This is a genomic window from Streptomyces sp. NPDC107559 (assembly GCF_055657365.1).
In genome coordinates, this window is the sequence record NZ_JBVKBD010000009.1 from 327,806 (window position 1) to 347,069 (window position 19,264).

17 protein-coding genes are annotated in these 19,264 nt (G+C 72.4%); 7 read left to right on the top strand and 10 right to left on the bottom strand.

The window, feature by feature from the left end; translation table 11 throughout:
* Window positions 1-138 precede the first annotated feature (138 nt).
* Window positions 139-2,553 carry an endopeptidase La gene (gene lon, locus ACZ7OY_RS26730; protein WP_471913694.1) on the top strand — a complete coding sequence of 805 codons (2,415 nt, stop codon included), beginning with the start codon at window positions 139-141 and terminating at the stop codon, window positions 2,551-2,553.
* A gap of 103 nt (window positions 2,554-2,656) precedes the next feature.
* On the opposite strand, the gene ACZ7OY_RS26735 is transcribed toward lon, so the two are convergent.
* Window positions 2,657-3,478, bottom strand: a complete 822-nt coding sequence (locus tag ACZ7OY_RS26735) for a lysozyme (RefSeq protein ID WP_471913695.1) — start codon at window positions 3,476-3,478, stop codon at window positions 2,657-2,659.
* 230 nt (window positions 3,479-3,708) lie between these two features.
* Between ACZ7OY_RS26735 and ACZ7OY_RS26740 the strand changes: the two genes are divergently transcribed.
* Complete coding sequence (locus tag ACZ7OY_RS26740) at window positions 3,709-4,200, top strand: MarR family winged helix-turn-helix transcriptional regulator (protein ID WP_471913696.1); 492 nt, start codon at window positions 3,709-3,711, stop codon at window positions 4,198-4,200.
* A gap of 78 nt (window positions 4,201-4,278) precedes the next feature.
* Here the strand turns inward: ACZ7OY_RS26740 and ACZ7OY_RS26745 are convergent, their stop codons facing one another.
* A complete protein-coding gene (locus ACZ7OY_RS26745; protein ID WP_471913697.1) occupies window positions 4,279-5,064 on the bottom strand; it encodes a protein phosphatase 2C domain-containing protein in 786 nt (261 codons plus the stop codon).
* Between the two features lie 411 nt (window positions 5,065-5,475).
* Between ACZ7OY_RS26745 and ACZ7OY_RS26750 the strand changes: the two genes are divergently transcribed.
* The 5 genes from ACZ7OY_RS26750 to ACZ7OY_RS26770 all read left to right on the top strand — a co-directional run bounded on the left by ACZ7OY_RS26750 (window position 5,476) and on the right by ACZ7OY_RS26770 (window position 11,626).
* The gene (locus ACZ7OY_RS26750; RefSeq protein ID WP_471913698.1) at window positions 5,476-8,610 is read left to right on the top strand and encodes a sensor histidine kinase; all 3,135 of its coding nucleotides are present in this window, start codon (window positions 5,476-5,478) and stop codon (window positions 8,608-8,610) included.
* Window positions 8,607-9,110: a roadblock/LC7 domain-containing protein gene (locus ACZ7OY_RS26755; RefSeq protein ID WP_384732142.1), complete on the top strand. Its 504-nt coding sequence runs from the start codon at window positions 8,607-8,609 to the stop codon at window positions 9,108-9,110. The genes ACZ7OY_RS26750 and ACZ7OY_RS26755 overlap by 4 nt, the downstream gene beginning before the upstream one ends.
* Window positions 9,107-9,568 (top strand): DUF742 domain-containing protein, encoded by a 462-nt coding sequence (locus ACZ7OY_RS26760; RefSeq protein WP_152893806.1) that lies wholly within the window; start codon window positions 9,107-9,109, stop codon window positions 9,566-9,568. Before ACZ7OY_RS26755 ends, ACZ7OY_RS26760 begins: the two co-directional genes overlap by 4 nt.
* Entirely contained in the window at window positions 9,549-10,190 is a 642-nt protein-coding gene (locus ACZ7OY_RS26765) for a GTP-binding protein (protein WP_471913699.1), read from the top strand. The genes ACZ7OY_RS26760 and ACZ7OY_RS26765 overlap by 20 nt, the downstream gene beginning before the upstream one ends.
* A 182-nt stretch (window positions 10,191-10,372) precedes the next feature.
* Window positions 10,373-11,626, top strand: a complete 1,254-nt coding sequence (locus ACZ7OY_RS26770; protein WP_471913700.1) for a styrene monooxygenase/indole monooxygenase family protein — start codon at window positions 10,373-10,375, stop codon at window positions 11,624-11,626.
* An 88-nt stretch (window positions 11,627-11,714) separates the two neighbouring features.
* Here the strand turns inward: ACZ7OY_RS26770 and ACZ7OY_RS26775 are convergent, their stop codons facing one another.
* From ACZ7OY_RS26775 to ACZ7OY_RS26810, 8 genes are all read right to left on the bottom strand, one after another.
* A complete protein-coding gene (locus ACZ7OY_RS26775) occupies window positions 11,715-13,169 on the bottom strand; it encodes a C40 family peptidase (protein ID WP_471913701.1) in 1,455 nt (484 codons plus the stop codon).
* A gap of 235 nt (window positions 13,170-13,404) precedes the next feature.
* Window positions 13,405-13,728, bottom strand: coding sequence for a hypothetical protein (locus tag ACZ7OY_RS26780; protein ID WP_471913702.1), 324 nt, complete (start codon window positions 13,726-13,728; stop codon window positions 13,405-13,407).
* The gene (locus tag ACZ7OY_RS26785; protein ID WP_471913703.1) at window positions 13,721-14,377 is read right to left on the bottom strand and encodes a TetR/AcrR family transcriptional regulator; all 657 of its coding nucleotides are present in this window, start codon (window positions 14,375-14,377) and stop codon (window positions 13,721-13,723) included. The genes ACZ7OY_RS26780 and ACZ7OY_RS26785 overlap by 8 nt, the downstream gene beginning before the upstream one ends.
* Before the next feature lie 103 nt (window positions 14,378-14,480).
* Window positions 14,481-15,419, bottom strand: a complete 939-nt coding sequence (locus ACZ7OY_RS26790) for an AurF N-oxygenase family protein (RefSeq protein WP_471913704.1) — start codon at window positions 15,417-15,419, stop codon at window positions 14,481-14,483.
* A gap of 101 nt (window positions 15,420-15,520) precedes the next feature.
* A complete protein-coding gene (locus ACZ7OY_RS26795; RefSeq protein WP_471913705.1) occupies window positions 15,521-16,039 on the bottom strand; it encodes a DUF3291 domain-containing protein in 519 nt (172 codons plus the stop codon).
* Between the two features lie 90 nt (window positions 16,040-16,129).
* Window positions 16,130-17,587: a penicillin-binding transpeptidase domain-containing protein gene (locus tag ACZ7OY_RS26800; RefSeq protein WP_471913706.1), complete on the bottom strand. Its 1,458-nt coding sequence runs from the start codon at window positions 17,585-17,587 to the stop codon at window positions 16,130-16,132.
* On the bottom strand, window positions 17,584-18,957 hold the full coding sequence (locus tag ACZ7OY_RS26805) for an FtsW/RodA/SpoVE family cell cycle protein (protein ID WP_471913707.1): 1,374 nt from the start codon (window positions 18,955-18,957) through the stop codon (window positions 17,584-17,586). Before ACZ7OY_RS26805 ends, ACZ7OY_RS26800 begins: the two co-directional genes overlap by 4 nt.
* A gap of 46 nt (window positions 18,958-19,003) precedes the next feature.
* Complete coding sequence (locus ACZ7OY_RS26810) at window positions 19,004-19,132, bottom strand: hypothetical protein (RefSeq protein WP_471913708.1); 129 nt, start codon at window positions 19,130-19,132, stop codon at window positions 19,004-19,006.
* Window positions 19,133-19,264: the final 132 nt, after the last annotated feature.

A 19,264-nucleotide genomic window follows, 5' to 3' on the forward strand; every position in this document is an offset into this window, starting at 1 on the left:
CGGAGGCCGGTGGTGTTGTGCCGGGTGTCACCCGTTGCGGCACAGCCGATCGCTCAGAGCGAACACCCGGTGGGGAACATTCGGAGGCTCAGGTGCATTGAGTCGGCATAGCTCAACTTGAATGCCGAAGGGGAGATCATGGCTTCGACGTCCACACCGCTCACTCTGCCTGTGCTGCCGCTCGACGACGAGGTCGTGCTGCCCGGAATGGTGGTGCCGCTCGATCTGAACGACGCCGACGTGCGGGCCGCGGTGGAGGCCGCCCAGGCCGCCGCGCGCTCGGAGCCCGGCAAGCCCAGGGTGCTGCTGGTGCCACGGATCGACGGGGCGTACGCGGGTACCGGTGTGCTCGGCACCGTCGAGCAGGTGGGGCGGCTGGCCGACGGCGACCCGGGCGCGCTGATCCGCGGCCGCGGCCGCGTGCGCATCGGCGCCGGCACCACCGGACCGGGCGCGGCCCTGTGGGTCGAGGCGACCCGCATCGACGAGAGCGTGCCCGAGCCGCTGCCCGGCCATGTCACCGAACTCGTCAAGGAGTACAAGGCCCTGGCGACCGCCTGGCTGCGCAAGCGCGGCGCCTGGCAGGTGGTGGACCGGGTGCAGGCCATCGAGGACGTCTCCGCGCTCGCCGACAACTCCGGCTACTCGCCGTTCCTGACCACCGACCAGAAGGTGGAGCTGCTGGAGACCACCGACCCGGTGGCCCGGCTGAAGCTCGCCACCCAGCAGCTGCGCGACCACCTCGCCGAGCAGGACGTGGCCGAGACGATCGCGAAGGACGTCCAGGAGGGCGTCGACAAGCAACAGCGCGAGTTCCTGCTGCGGCGCCAGCTGGAGGCCGTGCGCAAGGAACTGCGCGAGCTGAACGGCGAGAAGGAGGGCGAGGAGTCCGACGACTACCGCGCCCGGGTCGAGGCCGCCGACCTGCCCGAGAAGGTCCGCGAGGCGGCCCTGAAGGAGGTCGACAAGCTGGAGCGCTCCAGCGACCAGTCGCCCGAGGGTTCCTGGATCCGCACCTGGCTCGACACCGTCCTCGAACTGCCCTGGAACGAGCGGACCGAGGACGCCTACGACATCCAGGGCGCCAAGGCGGTCCTGGACGCCGAGCACGCCGGTCTTGACGACGTGAAGGAGCGGATCACCGAGTACCTGGCGGTGCGCAAGCGCCGTACGGACCGCGGCCTGGGTGTCGTCGGCGGCCGGCGCGGCGGTGCCGTGCTCGCCCTGGTGGGCCCGCCCGGTGTCGGAAAGACCAGTCTGGGTGAATCGGTCGCCCATGCCATGGGCCGCAAGTTCGTCCGGGTCGCCCTCGGCGGCGTCCGCGACGAGGCCGAGATCCGCGGCCACCGGCGTACGTACGTCGGCGCGCTGCCCGGCCGGATCGTGCGGGCGGTCAAGGAGGCCGGGTCCATGAACCCGGTGGTCCTGCTGGACGAGATCGACAAGGTGGGCTCCGACTTCCGCGGCGACCCGGCCGCGGCCCTGCTCGAAGTCCTCGACCCGGCCCAGAACCACACCTTCCGCGACCACTACCTGGAGGTCGAACTCGACCTCTCCGACGTGGTGTTCCTGGCCACCGCCAACGTGCTGGAAGCCATCCCGGAGGCGCTGCTGGACCGGATGGAGCTGGTCCGCCTGGACGGCTACACCGAGGACGAGAAGGTCGTCATCGCCCGGGACCACCTGCTGCCGCGCCAGCTGGAGCGGGCCGGACTCGGCGCCGACGAGGTGACCCTGGACGAGAGCGCGCTGCGCAAGCTCGCCGGCGAGTACACCCGTGAGGCGGGCGTACGCACCCTGGAGCGGTCCCTGGCCCGGCTGCTGCGCAAGGTCGCGGCCCAGCACGAACTGGGCGAGCGGGAGCTTCCGCTCACCGTCACCGACGCCGACCTGCGCGCGCTGATCGGGCGACCGCACCATGTGCCGGAGTCCGCGCAGGACCCGGCCGAGCGCCGCACGGCCGTCCCCGGTGTCGCCACCGGGCTCGCGGTCACCGGCGCGGGCGGCGACGTCCTCTTCGTCGAGGCGTCGCTGGCCGACCCGGAGACGGGCGCGGCGGGCCTGACCCTCACCGGTCAGCTGGGCGACGTGATGAAGGAGTCGGCGCAGATCGCGCTGAGCTTCCTGCGCTCGCACGGCGCCGAGCTGGAACTGCCCGTCGCCGATCTGAAGGACCGGGGTGTGCACATCCACTTCCCGGCGGGCGCGGTCCCCAAGGACGGCCCGAGCGCCGGCATCACGATGACGACGGCCCTCGCGTCGCTGCTGTCCGGCCGGCTGGTCCGTACGGACGTGGCGATGACCGGCGAGGTCTCGCTGACCGGGCGGGTGCTGCCGATCGGCGGGGTGAAGCAGAAGCTGCTCGCCGCGCACCGGGCGGGGGTCACCACGGTGATCATCCCGAAGCGCAACGAGCCCGACCTGGACGACGTCCCGGCGGAGGTGCTGGACCGGCTCGACGTCCACGCCGTCACCGATGTCCGCCAGGTCCTGGAGCTGGCGCTGGCGCCGGCCACGAGCAGCGCGTCGCCGGAGGTGCCGGTGGCCGCCTGACCTCGGGCGCCGGTCGGCGGGCACCGGACGGGGAAGGCCCGGGTCACCGTGCGGGTGACCCGGGCCTTCGCCCTGCGCGGGTGCGGACGGTCACGGGTGCGGGTCAGCCGTTGGCGAGCGCGACCACCCGGTCCAGGGCTCCGTTGAACTTGTCGTGGTCGCCGACCGTCGGGCCGGACGACGTGTACTGCCACATCGTGTAGTACGACCAGCCGGCGGGCAGCGTCCCGACGTCCGAGGCGTACCGGGCGATCCACAGCGGGTCGGCCGAGGCGAAGCCGCCGTAGTTGCCGGTGCACTGGGTCCACCAGCTGGTGGCCGTGTAGATCACGGCGTCCCGGCCGGTGCGGGCCTTGTAGGTGTTCAGGAAGTCCGCGATCCAGCTCACCATTGCGCTGGTCGTCTTGCCGTAGCAGGCGGCGCCGTAGGGGTTCCACTCGATGTCGAGGGCGCCCGGCAGCGTCCTGCCGTCCTTGGACCAGCCGCCGCCGTGGTCGACGAAGTAGTTGGCCTGGGCGGCGCCGCTGGTGGTGTCGGGGGTGGCGAAGTGGTACGCGCCGCGGATCATGCCGACGTTGTAGGAGCCGTTGTACTGCTGGGCGAAGTACGGATTCGTGTAGTACGTGCCTTCCGTGGCCTTGGTGTACGCCCACTTGACCCCGCTGCTCCACAGGGTCGACCAGGCGACGTTGCCCTGGTGGCCGGAGACGTCCACGCCCTCCGTCTGGGTGGCGAGGCCGGGCGCGGGGGAGCCGTGCGCGCCGTCGTGGCCGAGGACGCCGATGCCCATGTAGGCGGAGCCGCGGGCCGGGACGTCGGCCGCCTGCGCGGAGACGGGGACGGTGAGGGAGAAGGCTGCGAGCAGGAGCGCGACGGCGGCGGTGGCGGCGCGCGGGGGGATGGAGCCGGGTCTGTGCACGGGCATGACGTGCCTCCGAGGCTTGGCGGTGCGGGGGGAGGAGCCGGATCACCCACAGTTGTGGCGTGGGCATGCCATGCGTTGCCTGACGAAGACGCTACGCACGTAGAAGAGGTACTGGAAGGGGGTCTGGGTGACGCCGTTGGTCTACGCCTGCGAAATACTGACGGAGCTGCGGCGATGACGGATTCTGGCGATAACTTTCAGGAACGGGAAACCGGATCAGGGGTGCTGACGTGCATGAGCACGGAAACGGCAACGCGCGTCGAGATGACGCGCAGACGTCGCGAATTGGTGTGGACCAGGAATTCCTGTCCCTGGAGCGCGAGTTGACGGTGCTGTTCCGGCGCGCCAGGGCCAACCAGGGCGAGATGGCCCGTGAGGTCCACCCGGACCTCGAACCCGCCGCGTACGGACTCCTCGTACGGCTGGAGGAGTGCGGCCGGCTGCGCGCCACGGAGCTCGCCGGCTACATCGGCGTGGGCAAGGCCACCATGTCCCGTCAGCTGCGTGCCCTGGAGGAGCTCGGCCTGGTCGCCCGCGAACCCGACCCGGCGGACGGCCGTGCCTGGCTGGTGGACCTCACCCCGGAGGGCCGCAGCAGGGTCGGCAAGGTGCGCGAGGCCCGCCGGGCGCGGTACGTGAACCAGCTCGCGCACTGGGACCGCGGCGAGGTCGCCGAACTGGCCCGACTGCTCCAGCAGCTGAACCGGGGTATGGAGCGCTGACGGCCGCCGTGCCCCGCCCGGGGGCGCGCGGGCCCCGCCCCACCGCGCGCCCGCCCCTGCGCTCCACCCTGTGACGGTCTAGAACTCCACGTACACGACCGTCGCGTCGTCGTGTGTCTTGCTGCGGCCCAGGAAGCGGCGGTCGACGTCCGCGCTCTCCAGCGTCCGCACCCGGTCCACCAGGGCCCCCGGCCCCTCCTTCCGTACGAGGGCGAGGCAGTCCGCCCAGTCGCCCTCCCGGAACTTCTCCACCCAGCGCGTCGCGCCGTCCGTCAGCGCGGCGAGCGCCCCGACCTGGGCGCGGGGCACGCTGCCGGTCACGGCACGGGCGGCCACGGACGGATCGGCCGCCGCGGTGAAGAAGCCGCCCTCCTTGTTGCGGACGGTCGCGTCCACCACGGCGTCGGTGGTCAGAGAGGCGCGCGGCAGCCGGGCGATGCGGTCGTCCAGCACCGGGGTGACCGTCCCGTCGGGGGCCCGGAGCAGCAGCGCCGAGTCGGAGAGCACCAGGTACGCGACCGCCTCCGGCGACCAGCGGGCGAGGACCACGGTTGCCTGCGGCGTACGCGGGTGAGAAAGGTCACAGGTGTCCGCGTGGGCCGAGGCGGTACGGGCGATGGCGCGGGCGAGAATCCCGGTCAGCGGGACATCGGTGAGGGAAATGATCATTTCGGTCAGGGCGCCCCCGAGGCGCGCCGTGTACCAGGGGACCGAATGCAGACAGCCCGTCGCGCTCCGTGGTGGTGTCACGCCGTCCAGGACGACGAGTGCGCCACCTTGCCCGGATGCGGGTAGTCCGATGCTCGCGAAGTCCTCGTTGGGGCGGTCGGGTTGACCGGGCTCCGAGACAAGTTCCGTACGCATTCAGCCAGTCTGCACCACCTCTTCACAACTTGCGCGAAAGGGGGGCATCGGCCGCCGGATCGGCGCACCGGTGCAGGTCAGCCGCCTGATTTGCGGCGGAATGACACGTTCCGGGAAGGTGCGGCGGCGAATACTGCCAAAGCCCGCCGCCCACGTCCAACCGGCCCGCCGCCCACCGCTGTCGCGGGCGCCGGGGGAACTTGCCCACCAACTCCCCTCCGATGTTCACTCCTTCGGGTGGCGGGTCAGGTGATGCCGGGCCGCTGCCCACCGGCACTGGGAGGGTCGGGAGCCGATTGAGGAGTGCCCCCCCGGTTCGGGTGAAGCCGAGAATGCGGGGGACGTTGTACGAGCCGATTGACGGAACGTCATCCGGACCCATGGGTACACGAGTCAGGAATGCGAGCACCGGTGCAGAAGACGCGGCCTCGGCGCGCAGACAAGAAGTCGGCCTCCGAAGGGGGCGCGCAGAGCTCCTCCGTCGGCAAGGGCCGTCCCACCCACGTACGTAACCGGCTGATCGTCGCGGTGGCCGTCGTGGCCGCGGCCATAGCCGCCGCCGGAGCCCCGACGGTGCTGGCCGCCTCGGGGCGGCTCAAGGACTCCCAGGATCTGGTGACGCTGGCCGGCCAGACCCAGGACGCCCTGGTGCTGGCCCACTCGCTCGCCGACGAACGGGACGAGATCACCTCCTACGTCGCGGCCGGGCGGCCCAAGTCCAAGGCGCCCGCCGAGGACCGCAGCGCCCGGGTCGACCGGCTGGTGGAGGAACTGCGCGCCGATCCGGACGTGCCCGCCTCGCTGCGCGCGGACCTCGACGATGTCGCGGCCGTACGCAGAGCGGCGCTCACCGGCAAGAGCAGCGCTCTCGAAACGCATGGGGCGTACTCCGCCGCCATCACCGAACTCCACCGTCTCGCCGAGCGCCTCGCCGACCGGATGCCCACCCGCGCGGGCTCCGGCGCCCACGCCCTCGCCGAGCTCGACTCCGCCGTACAGCAGGCCGCGGCGGCCCGCGGGCTGCTCCTGGCCGCGCTGAACGTGCCGACCAGCACCGAGTCGGTCTACAACCCCACCACCGGCCTGACGGACACGGTCCCGGTCTCCTCCGGCGCCGACACCAAGCAGCGCGACGCCCTCACCGCCGCCGCCCAGCAGGCCCGGGTGCGCTCCGACGCGGCCCTCGCCGACTTCCACGAGACCGCGCCGAAGGCCACCGTCGACACCTACGACTCGACGGTCACCGGACCCGAGGTCGACAGCGCCGACAAGTACCTCGCCCGCCTCACCGACCGGCCGGAGCTGTCCGACAGCGAGCTCAACACCAGCATCAAGAAGCTCGACGCGGCGCTCACCGCCCGGATCGAGCTGATGCGCGGCGCGGAGTCCTCGCTCTACGACCACCGCACCAAGGACCTCGGCCTGCTGCGCGACGACGACGTCACCGCGCTGGAGATCCGCGTCGCCGCGCTCGGCGTGCTGATGCTGGTCGCCGTCGGTATCGCCACCGGCATGGCACGCTCCCTGACCCGGCCGCTGTCCGTGCTGCGCCGCGGCTCGGCCCGGCTGGCGGGGGCGGCCGAGCCGGCCGCCGAGGAACCCGTCAAGTTCACCGGCCGCAACGACGAGTTCGCCCAGGTCGTGCGGTCCGTCAACGCCCTGCACGCGCACGCGGTCGCCCTCCAGGAGCGCATCACCACCCTGGAGACCGACCGCAAGCACCTCGTCGGCCAGCGCCAGAAGATGGCCGACGCCCGCGAGGAGCTGCGCTCCGAGCTCACCGGCTCCGCCGCCCAGCTGGAGCGGCTGCGCACCAGCATCGGCGGCTCCTTCGTCAACCTCGCGCTGCGCACCCTCGGCCTCGTCGAGCGGCAGCTGGCCGTCATCGAGGGCCTGGAGGAGCGCGAGCAGGACCCCGACCGGCTGGCCACCCTCTTCAAGCTCGACCACTTCGCCACGGTCATGCGCCGGCACAGCGAGAACCTCCTGGTGCTGGCCGGCACCGAACACGTCCAGCAGCACGCCGGGCCCGTCCCGCTCGTGGACGTCGTACGGGCGGCGGTCAGCGAGATCGAACGCTACGAGCGCGTCCGCATCGCCGCGGTGCCGCCGAACGCGCACGTCGCCGGCTTCGCGGCCGACGACCTCTCGCACCTGCTGGCCGAACTCATGGAGAACGCCACCTCGTTCTCCCCGCCGGACGTGCCCGTGGAGGTCTCCGCCTGGCTCCTGGAGAACGGCGAGGTCATGCTCTCCGTCCAGGACGAGGGCATCGGCACCACCGAGGAGCGGCTGACCCGCCTCAACGCCCGGCTCGCCGACTTCGACCCGGCCTCCCCCTACGAGCAGGAGGGCGCGGACGGTCTCGGGCTCGGCCTGTACGTCGTGGCCCGCCTGGCCCACCGGCACCACGTACGCGTGCAGCTGCGGGCGCAGAAGCAGGGCGGCATCGCGGCCGTGGTGGCCCTCCCGCAGACCCTGTTCGCCGCGGCCCCGGCGGCCGCCGTCCCGTCGGCCGGGTCATCGGCCGGCGGTGCGCAGGGCTACGCGCTGCCGGGCGCCGACGCGGAGGCCAACTCCAACGTCCTGCGCGGCCGTTCGGCCGGCCGCGACCCGCTGGTGAGCCTGGCGGAGCAGGCGGTACGAGCCTCCACGGACGACGAGACGGACGTACCGCAGACGGACGTACCGCAGACAGCCGCACCGCAGGCCGAGGCACCGGCGGCGGACGCACCGCAGGCGGGCGTACCGCAGGCGGGCGTACCGACGTCGGTCGCACCCGCCACGGACGCCGACCCGGCCGCCGACACCGACGTACCGGAGGCGGCCGTACCGGAGGCGGCCGCACCGGAGGCCGACGCGTCGCCCGCCCCGGCGGAGGAGCCCGCACCGGCTCCCGCGCAGGTACCGGCTCCCGCGCAGGCGCGACCCGGCATGCCTGCCGAGTCCCCCGCCGAGACCACGATGGAGCTGTTCATCCCGGCTCCCGCGGCCGAGCCGGAGCCGGCACCGGCACCCGAGCGGCCCGCGCCCGTCGCGCCCGCCGTCCCGGCGGCGCCCGCCGTCCCGGCGGCGCCCGCCGTCCCGGCGGCGCCCGCCGTCCCGGCGGCGCCCGCCGTCCCGGCGGCGCCCGCCGCGGGTCCGCCCGCCGACCCCTACGCCATCGGCCCCGACAGCCACCAGCGCACCCCGGACGAGACCGAGGAGCCTGTCACCAGCAAGGGGCTGCCCAAGCGCACCCCGAAGATCACCGCACCCGTCTCGGGACCGAGGCAGCGCAGCGGATCCGTCGACGCCGAGGCGCTGCGTCGCCGCCTCGGTGGCTTCCGCCGGGGGGCGGAGGCCGGCCACCGCGAGGTGGCGGCGGAGATCGCGGAGCAGACGGGCCGCAACGAGGTCCCGACCGCGGCGGCCGCGCAACCCGCGGAACCGGCAGCGCCTGCCCGACCAGCAGCACCGGCCGCACCAGCGACACCAGCGACACCCGCACGGAACGCAGTTGGCGATGACGCCACGGGGGGCACAGTCGAGGAGGCACGCAGTTGACCGCGACCAGTACCTTCGGCCTGAGCAGTGAGGCCCGGAACCTGCACTGGCTGCTGACGAACCTCGTGGAGGAGGTGCCAGGCATCCAGTCGGTCGCGGTGGTCTCCTCCGACGGCCTGCTGTTGCTGTCCTCCGACCCCGGCCGCAACGCCGAGGCCCGCGAGGCCTTCGACGACAGGCCCAAGGGGCCACGCGGCTCCTCCGCCGACCTCGCCACCATCGTCTCCGGCATCGGCAGCCTCACCGTCGGCGCCGCCAAGCTGATGGACTTCGGCACGGTCAAGCACTCCATGATCGCCATGGAGGAGGGCAGCCTGTTCGTGATGTCGATCAGCGACGGCTCGCTGCTCGGCGTCCACGGAGCCGCGGAGTGCGACATGAGCGTGGTGGCGTACCACATGGCGCTCTTCGTCGGCCGGGCCGGACACGTCCTGACCCCCGAACTCCGCAGCGAGTTGCGGAAATCCCTGGAGAGCGAGCCGACGGGGAGTGGCCGATGAGCACCGCGCCCCGTAACTCCAGGCCGCATCTCCCGGTCCGCGGCGGCGACCGCAAGGTCGCCCGCGTACGCCCCTACTCGCTGACCGGCGGCCGTACCCGCTTCGGACATGTCCTCCTCGTCGAGACGTTCGTGGCGAGCACCGCCGCGATCGAGGCTCCGCAGGAGCGCAAGGAACTGACGAGCGGCACCCCGCACGCGCTGAGCCTCGGGGCGGGCCCCCTCAGCGCCCGGGTCATGCCGGAGATGCTGGCCATCGTCGAACTGTGCCGCCGGATGCGTACGGTGGCCGAGATCGCCGCACTGCTGAGCATGCCGCTCGGTGTGGTCCGGGTCCTGCTGAGCGACCTCGCGGACCAGGGAAAGATCCGTGTGTACGGAACCGGAACCGGTCACGGCGTCGGCCGGCCTGACCGCGCTCTGCTGGAAAGGGTGCTGAGTGGACTCCGTCGTCTCTGACGCCGCCGCCTCGGGCGTCACCTCGTTCGCCGAGCCCGACGAACCGTCGCAGCCCTGGCAGACGGACCGGACCCGCGCCCCGATCGCGACGAAGATCGTGATCGCGGGCGGGTTCGGGGTCGGCAAGACCACGCTGGTCACCGCCGTCTCGGAGATCACGCCCCTCCAGACGGAGGCGCTGATGACCGAGGCGAGCGAGGAGACCGACGACCTCACCGGCACGCCCGGCAAGCTGACCACCACCGTGGCCATGGACTTCGGCCGCATCACGCTCGACGACGACCTGGTGCTCTACCTGTTCGGCACGCCGGGCCAGCAGCGGTTCTGGTTCATGTGGGACGACCTGGTGCGGGGCGCGATCGGCGCGGTCGTGCTGGCCGACACCCGCCGCCTGAAGGACTGCTTCCCGGCGCTGGACTACTTCGAGAGCTGCGGGCTGCCGTACGTCGTCGCGGTCAACCACTTCGACGACACGGAGAGCTTTGAACCGGAGGACGTCCGGGAGGCGTTGACGGTCCCCGAGCACATCCCCGTGCTGATCATGGACGCGCGCCGCCGGGTGTCGGTGATCGAGACCCTGCTGGCGCTGGTGGGCCACGCACTCGAAGAGACCCCCGAGTAGCCCCGAGCGGTCCGGACAGTCCCGGACTGGTCCCGGACCGGTCCCGAGCAGTTCTTCGCGGCCCGACGGCCGGCCCCCGACGGTCCGGCCGTCCGGTCGCTGTGCGCAGTATCGAACGGCACCGACACCGGTTCCGTGCGTCCCGAGTCCTGAGCAGTCGTGATAGAGGAGCCACCACTCGCATGCGGAAGATACTCGTCGTCGGAGCCGGCCAGTCCGGTCTCCAGCTCGCCCTCGGACTCCAGTCGCACGGGTACGAGGTCACCCTGATGTCCAACCGGACCGCGGACGAGATCCGTTCCGGCCGGGTCATGTCCACCCAGTGCATGTTCCACACGGCACTGCAGCACGAGCGCGACCTCCAGCTGAACTTCTGGGAGTCGCAGGCCCCGAAGATCGAGGGCCTCGGCGTCTCGGTCGCGGCCCCCGGCTCGTTCGACCCGGGCCCGTCGCAGCGGGCGATCGACTGGGTGGGCAAGCTGGACGGCTACGCCCAGTCGGTCGACCAGCGGGTGAAGATGGCCGGCTGGATGGAGACGTTCGTCCAGCGCGGCGGCCAGCTGGTCATCCACGGCGTGGCGGTCGGCGACCTCGACTACTTCTCCCGCGCCTACGACCTCGTGCTCGTCTCGGCGGGCAAGGGCGAACTGGTCTCGATGTTCGGCCGGGACGCCTCCCGCTCCCCCTACAGCGCGCCGCAGCGCGCCCTCGCCGTGTCGTACGTCCACGGCCTGGGCCCGCGCCCGGAGCACCCGGAGTTCGACGCGGTCCGCTGCAACCTGGTCCCCGGCGTCGGCGAGCTGTTCGTCATGCCGACGCTGACCACCTCCGGCCGCGCGGACATCCTGTTCTGGGAGGGCATCCCCGGCGGTCCGCTCGACGCCTTCGCCGACGTCAAGGACCCGGCCGAGCACCTCGCCCTGACCCTGGCGCTGATGGAGAAGTTCACGCCCTGGGAGTACGCGCGGGCCACCAAGGCCGAGCTCACCGACGCGGGCGGCACGCTCGCCGGCCGGTACGCCCCGACCGTCCGCAACCCCATCGGCCGCCTCCCCGGCGGCGGTCTGGTCCTGGGCGTGGCCGACGTGGTGGTCGCCAACGACCCGATCACCGGCCAGGGCTCCAACTCGGCGTCCAAGTGCGCGGCCGCGTACCTCGCCGCGATCCTCGAACACGAGGACAAGCCGTTCGACGAGACGTGGATGCAGTCGGCCTTCGACCGCTACTGGAACACCGCCCAGCACGTCACCAAGTGGACCAACGCGATGCTCGCCCCGCCGCCGGAGCACATCCTGAACCTCATCGGCGCCGCCGGCCAGCTCCAGCCGGTCGCCGACCGCTTCGCCAACGGCTTCGACAACCCGGCCGACTTCGAGAACTTCTTCTACGACCCGGAGAAGACGGGCGCATACCTCGCCTCGGTGGCCGGGGCCTGACCGGCGGACGCACCGGCCGCGGGTCCCCGACGTGCTGTCGGGGACCCGCACCTGTGCGACACCTCCCCGGGCGGCCGCGCTCGGCCGCCTACGGGACGGACGGCTGCGGCGCGGGCGGCTGTGAGACGGATGGCCGGGGTGCGACCGGCGGTGCTGCGGCCGGCGGTCCTGCGGCCAGCTGCGCGGTGGACGGCCGGGGTGCGGCCGGCTGCGAGGCCGAGGGCTGCGGGGCCGTTGCCGGGGCGTATCCGTCGTTCGTGCCGTCGAGGGCGTGGTCGGGGAGTTCCGGTGGTGTGTAGCTCACCAGCGGCCTGCCCGCGGGATCGGGCCGTACGGCGCCCAGCACCGGGTTGGCGGCCAGCGGGGAGACCTTCACCCGCGCGCCGGGGCGGGGCGCCTGGACCACCATGCCGTGGCCGAGATACATCGCCACATGGGTCGCCTCGGGGAAGTAGACCACGAGGTCGCCGGGGCGCAGCTCGGTGAGCGGGATCCGGGGCAGCCGCGCCCACTGCTCCTGGCTGGTGCGCGGAATCACCGTCCCGGCGTCCTGCCAGGCGCGCGAGGTCAGCCCCGAGCAGTCGTACGACTTCGGACCCTCCGCGCCCCACTCGTACGGCTTCCCGAGCTGCCGCACGGCATAGCGCACCGCCTCCTCGCCCGCCGGCGTCGGCTTCCGCTCGACGCCGGTGCCGAGCGCGCCGGAGGTGATCAGTTCGTCCTGCGCCTTCGCGATCCCGGTCCGCTCGAACTCGGCCAGCGAGGACAGCTGTTCGGCGCTGAGCGAGGCGAGCAGTTGCTCGACGGCCGCGAGCCGGTCGTGCACGTCGTCGCGCTCCTTCTTGCGCCGTTCGGTGAGGGTGCGCTGGGTGTAGAAGGCGGTACGGGCCTTGCGGGCCAGCTCACGGCTTCTGTGCTCGTTCCCGGTCAGCCGCCCCACGGTCCGCGTCTGCTCGCGGGCCAGCCGTGCGAGCACATGGCCCTCGTCGAGCGCGTGCTGCGGGTCGCGGGCGAGCAGCAGGCGCAGGTACGGGGAGATGCCGGCGCTGCCCTGGTACTGCTGACGGGCCAGCCGTGCCGCCTCGTCCCTGCTCTCGTCCAGCGACAGCCGCACCCGGTCCAGCTCGGCGTCCAGCCGGTCGGCCCGGGTGCGCTGCTTCTTCAGCTGCTCCTCGGTGGCGTTGTAGGTCTCGGTGGCCTTCTCCGTCGCAAGGTAGAGCTGCTGAAGGTCCGTCAGCAGCTCGGCGACGGAACGCTTCTCGGGACTTGCGGTGGCGGCCCCGGGACTTGCGGTGGCTGTCCCGGGGCTTGCGGCGGCCGTCCCGGGCGCCGCGGTGGCCGCACCGGGACTTGTGGTGGCCGTCCCGGGACCTACGGTGGTCGCCCCGGGGCCCGCGGCTGTCGTTCCGGGACCTACGGCGGTGGCCCCAGTGCCTGCGGTGGCTGTCCCGGGGCCGGGGAGGGCCGCCGCGGACTGGGGTACGAGGGCGAGCTGGGCGGCGACCGCCGCCGTACAGGCCAAGCGCAGAAACCTTCCTGACACCTCATCACCTCCGGCGCGGGGCAGGCGGCCGATCCGCCCGCTTCCGTACCGTGATGATCAGATAACTCTGCGTGTTTCCGGTACGGAGTATGCGCGGACCGGCGCAACGAGGTCACCCGTACGGGTCGTCCGGCTTGCCGTCCGGCGTGGTGTGTGGATCGCCGCCGGGCGGGCGTACGGCCGCGGGCGCGCACGGCGGAGTGGAGTGTCCCGCCCGGCGCGCGAGCCGCAGGTCCTAGGCGTCCGGGGTGGTGTCCGGCCGGGTGTCCTGGGCGGTGTCCGGCTTGGACCAGGGCCACTTCGGCCGGCCGCTCTTCTTCCCCTCCGGGTCGAACGTGTACTTCCACCCCTGGTGCAGCCCGAGCAGCTTGCCCTGCCCCCGGGGCGCGCGCCGGTACACCAGCACGGTGGGCGCGCCGCCGGCCGCGTCCGGCACGGGGATGCGGTACGTCTTCGGCGGATGCCCGGTGGGCCCGAGCAGCACGGGCAGGACGCGCCCGTCCATGGGGCCGCCCTCGAAGGGGGTGTCTTGGCTCTTCACGGCACCAGTGTCAGCCATCCGCCCCGAGGACGGCTGACACGAGCGCCTCGGTCTGCGGGTCCCGCCGGGCGGTGACCGCCAGTACGGCGACGAACTGCTCCACGAGCCAGTCCCGCAGCTCGTCGGCGGGCGGCTCCTTGTTCTCGTCGAGCCAGATGAGCGAGGCCGCCTCCACCGCGGTGATCCACATCCGGACGGTCATCCGCAGCCGGGGTCCGGGGTCGCCGACGCCGAGGTGGCTGAGGATGTGCTCGGCGGCGGCCCGGCGCACCCCGTCCACGATGGCGGTGGTACGGGACGTCTCCACCACGCTCCCGCCCTGGAGCAGCGCGCTGAACCCGGCGTCGTGCTGGTCGACGAAGGTGAGATAGCGGTCCAGGGCACGGGACAGCCGGGGCAGCAGCGGGCCCTGCCGGGGCTCGTCGAAGCAGAGTTGCAGCTCGTCCGCGGCGGACCTGAGGGCGGCCTCGTAGAGCTGCTGTTTGCCGCCCGGGAAGTACCGGTACACCAGCGGGCGCGAGACCCCGGCCGCCTCCGCCACGTCGTCCAGCGACACCTCCTCCGGTGCCCGGTGCGCGAAGAGGGACAGGGCGGAGTCGAGCAGCTGGCTGCGACGCTCCTCGACGCTCAGGCGGCGGTAGGCGGGGGTGGGCGCTGAGGGGGTCATGACCGGCAGGGTAATCGCTGCCCGGCCCGGCCACCGGTTCCCGGCCCGGCCACCGGTCCCCGACGTCCAGGGACCGGCCACCGGCCACCGGGCCGGCCGTCCGTTACGCCAGCAGCCCCGAGGACTTCCACAGCCGGCGTCCCACGCCCCGCAGCACCCCGATGTCGTCGAGGAAGTCCGTCAGCCGCTTCGCCCCCGTCTGCATGATCTCCCGTCGGTGCCCGCTGGCCTTCACCTGGGCGATCGCCTCCCGCTTGTCGAGCCCCACATTCGTGTAGACCTCGGGATTGACGAAGGCGACCGAGAACACCCGGGCGAACTCACCGGAGGTGACCCGGGTGAACTCCTGGGACCACTTCGGCGCGGTCACCATCTGCCGGCGCAGCTCCTCGCGGGCGTACCGCACGTGCCGCGCCTCCTCCACCACGTGGATCCGCGTCACGCCCCGGACCAGCGGCTGCACCCGCTCGTCGGGGAAGGTCAGCCGCTGCATCCAGTCGAGGACCTCCTCGCCCAGCAGCGTCGCCGTGAACGATCCGGGTGTGGTGGAGATCGTCTTGAACACCCGTCCGAGCTGCTGATGCCCCCGGCTGACCGGGTACCAGGGCGCGTCGCCGCGCTCGATCAGCCGGGCGAACATCTTCGAGTGCCGGCACTCGTCCTCGATCTCGGTCAGCGCGTACCGCACGTGCGCGCTCGTCGCCGCCTTGTCGTAGATGTGCCGGACCAGCAGCTGCATGAGGATGATCTCGAACCAGATGCCGAGCGAGGCCAGCGCGGCCGCCTCGTGCTGCGAGAGCAGGATCCGCTGTTCCTCGCCCATCCGCTTCCACAGCGGGGTGTCGTACAGCGACAGCAGCTCCGGCGGCCAGTACCACTTGCCCTCCTCGAAGGGCGCGTCCCAGTCCAGTTCCCGGTCCGGGTCGAAGGAGTGCTTGGCGGACGACGCGAGCAGGCGTTCGGCCACCTGCTCGCGGTCCTTGAGGAGCCCGAGCGCATCGCGCACACCCTCGAGCGCGTCGGCTTCCGTCAGGGTCGTCATGGCTGTCCCACCTCGTTGCCCGGAGTCACGTCTACCGAACTTATGAGACTGCCTGTCAGCAAGGTCGTCAATCCCTTGCGCAGTACTTGTTGACTCCGTGTCTACGTGCGGGCCCGCTCCGCCGGCTCCGCCTCCGGCTCCGGCAGCGGTGCCGCCGCCTGTGGAGGGAACGTCGTCCGCAGGGTGAACGCGTACGGCGTCTCCCCGTGCGCCCGCAGGTGCCGCAGCCGGTCCTCCGCCTCCGCGACGGTCGGCCGGTGGCCCGACGGGACCCACCACAGGGTCGTCATGGCCTCCTCGACCCGCTCGAACCACTCGCGGCGCCGGGCCAGCAGCTCCCGGTGCTGCCCCTGGTACATGAAGGCGGTCAGTGCGTCGGTGTCACGCCACACGGACATGTTGACGATCAGCCAGTCGTCCCCGAAGAACGGGATGTCCGTCGCGTTCCCCGAGTCGCTCGCCAGTCGCCAGACGAACCCGCCGGCTGCGTCGGCGACGGCGTTCACCGGGTCGAGGGCGTCGGCGAAGTCCTTCAACTCGGGGGAGTCCAGCGGGAATTTGAGGCGGGCGATGTTGACCTGGGCGAGTTCGTACACGGTGTTACGGGCGGCTTCAGTCATGAGCGAAAGGTAGGACGGACCTGTACCGGGCCAGTACCCCCGTCTCACCCACCGAACACCGCCCATCCCGACTCCGCTCACCGACTCCGCTCACCCGGACAGCACCGCGCGCATGACCTCCCGCGCGATCGGTGCCGCGTCCCCGCCCCCGCTGATCTCCCCGCGGTTCGCCGACGCGTCCTCCACCACCACCGCCACCGCGACCTTCGGCTCCAGATCCCGATCGCCCTGCGCCCACGACACGAACCAGGCATACGGGACACCGGAGTTGCCGAGGCCGTGCTGCGCGGTGCCGGTCTTTCCCCCGACCGTCGCGCCGGGGATCGCCGCGTTCGTACCCGTGCCGTCCTCGACCACGTCGGTCATCAGCTCCCGCATCCGTACCGCGGTCGACGGCTGCATCACCTGCCGTGCCGGGCGCGAACCCGCCGACGCCACCGTGCCGCCGCCGCGGCTGGTGGTCCGCTCCACCAGATACGGCGGCCGCAGCAGCCCCCCGTTCGCCACCGCCGCCGCGACCATCGCCATCTGGAGCGGCGTGGCCCGCGTGTTGTACTGGCCGATCGACGACAGCGCGAGCTGCGCCCGGTCCACGCTGGTGTCGAAGGTGCTGGTCGCCGCCGAGAACGGGACCCGCAGCCCGGTGTCGTTGAAGCCGAAGGCCTGCGCGGTCGCCACCATGTCGCGCGCCCCCACGTCCACCCCGAGTTTCGCGAAGACCGTGTTGCACGACCACTTGAAGGCCTCCCGCAGCGGGGCGTCCTGGCAGCCGTCGCCCTCGTTCGTCAGCCACGTCCGCGTCCCGGGCAGGGTGTACGGGTCGGGGGAGTCGGTCGACGCGTCCATGTCGGTGACCACGCCCGCGTCCAGCGCCGCCGCCGCGGTGACCACCTTGAAGGTCGAACCCGGCGGATACGTCTGGCGCACCGCCCGGTTGAGCATCGGCTTGTCCGGGTCGCGGTTCAGCCGCTCCCAGGCCGCCTTCGTCGCCTGCCGGTTGCCCGACAGCTCCGCCGGGTCGTACGAGGGTGCGGAGACCAGTGCCAGGATCCGCCCGGTCGACGGCTCGATCGCCGCCACCGCGCCCTTGCGCCCGGCCAGTCCCGCGTACGCCGCCCGCTGTGCCGCCGGGTCGATGGTGGTGACGACCTTGCCACCGGGCGGCAGGCCGCGGGTCAGGTCGCTCCACAGCGGGAACGGCGCGAGCAGCGGGTCGGTGCCCGCCAGCACCCCGTCCTCGGCGTGCTCCAGCAGTGTCGTGCCGTACTCCTGGGAGGCGAAGCCGGTGACGGACGCGTACAACGGGCCGTCGCTGTACGTGCGTTCGTAGCGGAGCTGCTCCCTGGTGTCCCGGGAGCCGGTGACCGGCTTGCCGCCGACCAGGATGTCACCGCGCGGCTGTCCGTAACGGGCGATCGTGGCACGGCGGTTGGCCGTGCTGCCGTCGTAGGGACCGGCCTGGAAGACCTGGACGCGCAGGGCGTTGACGAGCAGCGCGGCCAGCAGCAGCACGCAGAAGACGGCAGCGTGCCGGATGTACCTGGTCATGGCGCCACCTGGCCGTCGTACTGGCTGCGGGCCGAGTCGCTGATCCGGATCAGCAGCGCCACGATCGCCCAGTTGGTCACCACCGACGAGCCACCCTGCGCCAGGAACGGCATCGCCATGCCGGTCAGCGGTATCAGGCCGGTCACCCCGCCCGCGATGACGAACACCTGGAGCGCCACGATCGAGGCCAGGCCGACCGCGAGCAGCCGCCCGAACGGCTCGCGCAGGGCGAGCCCGGCCCGGTAGCCGCGCTCCACCAGGAGTCCGTAGAGGAGGAAGATCGCGGAGAGTCCCACCAGGCCCAGCTCCTCGCCCGCCGTGGCCAGGATGAAGTCCGACTTGGCCGCGAAGCCGATCAGTATGGAGTGCCCGAGGCCCAGGCCCGAACCGAGCACCCCGCCGGCCGCGAAGGCGAACAGGGACTGCGCCAGCTGGTTCGGCCCCTGGCCCGCCTCGATCGTCGCGAACGGGTCCAGCCAGTCCTCGATCCTGCCGTGCACGTGCGGCTCCAGCCGGCCGACGGCGACCGCGCCGAGCGACGCGAGCAGCAGACCGACCGCGATCCAGCCGGTACGGCCGGTGGCGACGTACAGCAGGACGACGAACAGGCCGAAGAACAGCAGCGAGGTCCCGAGATCGCGCTCCAGGACCAGCACGCCCACGCTCAGCAGCCAGATGGCCAGGATCGGGCCGAGCACCCGCCCGGTGGGCAGCTGGATCCTGCGGAACCGCCACACCGGACGGCCCGTGTAGGCGAGGGCGTTGCGGTTGTCGGCCAGGTACGCGGCGAAGAACACCGCCAGCAGCACCTTCGCGAACTCGCTCGGCTGGATGGAGAATCCGGCGATCCGGATCCAGATGCGGGCGCCGTTGACGGCCGGGAAGAAGATCGGGAGCGTGAGCAGGGCGAGAGCGGCGACGACACAGACGTAGGCGTACCGCTGGAGCACGCGGTGGTCGCGCAGGAGCAAGGCGACCGCGATGAACAGCGCCACGCCGAGCGTCGACCACACCAGCTGGGTCGGCGCGGCCCGGTCACCCGGGGTCTCCAGGTCGAGCCGGTAGATCAGCACCAGCCCCAGCCCGTTGAGCAGCACGCCGATCGGCAGGAGCAGGGGATCGGCGTACGGCGCCCGCAGCCGCACCGCCACATGCGCCAGCAGGGCGAGCACGCCGAGTCCGGCGCCGTACCCCGCGGCCCCGGGCGGGACGGCGCCGTTGCGGGCCAGGCCGACGGCGCAGTAGCCGTACACGGACAGCAGTACGGCGACGACGATGAGGGTCAGCTCGATGCCGCGGCGCCGGGGGAGGCGCACCATGCGGGCGGGGTCCCGGGTGGGCGCGGCGGTCGCTGTTCCGGCCGAAGTCATGCCCGGAACATATCTATGTGCAACGTGATTCCCGGCTTGTCTGGAGTCAGCACCAGCGTGCTGCGGACCCGGTGTCGCCGATGCGGCGGGCCGGGCCCGCGGCCCGGGTGCCGACTGCGGGGACCGTGGCGGGGCGGACGAGGGCGGGATGGACGAGGGCGCGGCGCACGGACATCCGGGTACCTCCGTGAGAGGGCGGGGAAAAGGCGCGAAACTCGCTGATCGCCACACTAGGAGCGGCGTGTCGTCGGCGCCCGTCACGATGCGCCATCGGGGAGCGCGCATGAGCGTGACCTCTCGGAGCCCC

Coding starts and splice junctions, on each gene's coding strand:
- ACZ7OY_RS26795 (WP_471913705.1), bottom strand. CDS start 16,039: ATGACTGAAGCCGCCCGTAACACCGTGTACGAACTCGCCCAGGTCAAC.
- ACZ7OY_RS26770 (WP_471913700.1), top strand. CDS start 10,373: ATGCGGAAGATACTCGTCGTCGGAGCCGGCCAGTCCGGTCTCCAGCTC.
- ACZ7OY_RS26780 (WP_471913702.1), bottom strand. CDS start 13,728: ATGGCTGACACTGGTGCCGTGAAGAGCCAAGACACCCCCTTCGAGGGC.
- ACZ7OY_RS26800 (WP_471913706.1), bottom strand. CDS start 17,587: ATGACCAGGTACATCCGGCACGCTGCCGTCTTCTGCGTGCTGCTGCTG.
- ACZ7OY_RS26735 (WP_471913695.1), bottom strand. CDS start 3,478: ATGCCCGTGCACAGACCCGGCTCCATCCCCCCGCGCGCCGCCACCGCC.
- ACZ7OY_RS26805 (WP_471913707.1), bottom strand. CDS start 18,957: ATGACTTCGGCCGGAACAGCGACCGCCGCGCCCACCCGGGACCCCGCC.
- ACZ7OY_RS26745 (WP_471913697.1), bottom strand. CDS start 5,064: ATGCGTACGGAACTTGTCTCGGAGCCCGGTCAACCCGACCGCCCCAAC.
- ACZ7OY_RS26760 (WP_152893806.1), top strand. CDS start 9,107: ATGAGCACCGCGCCCCGTAACTCCAGGCCGCATCTCCCGGTCCGCGGC.
- lon (WP_471913694.1), top strand. CDS start 139: ATGGCTTCGACGTCCACACCGCTCACTCTGCCTGTGCTGCCGCTCGAC.
- ACZ7OY_RS26790 (WP_471913704.1), bottom strand. CDS start 15,419: ATGACGACCCTGACGGAAGCCGACGCGCTCGAGGGTGTGCGCGATGCG.
- ACZ7OY_RS26785 (WP_471913703.1), bottom strand. CDS start 14,377: ATGACCCCCTCAGCGCCCACCCCCGCCTACCGCCGCCTGAGCGTCGAG.
- ACZ7OY_RS26810 (WP_471913708.1), bottom strand. CDS start 19,132: ATGTCCGTGCGCCGCGCCCTCGTCCATCCCGCCCTCGTCCGCCCCGCC.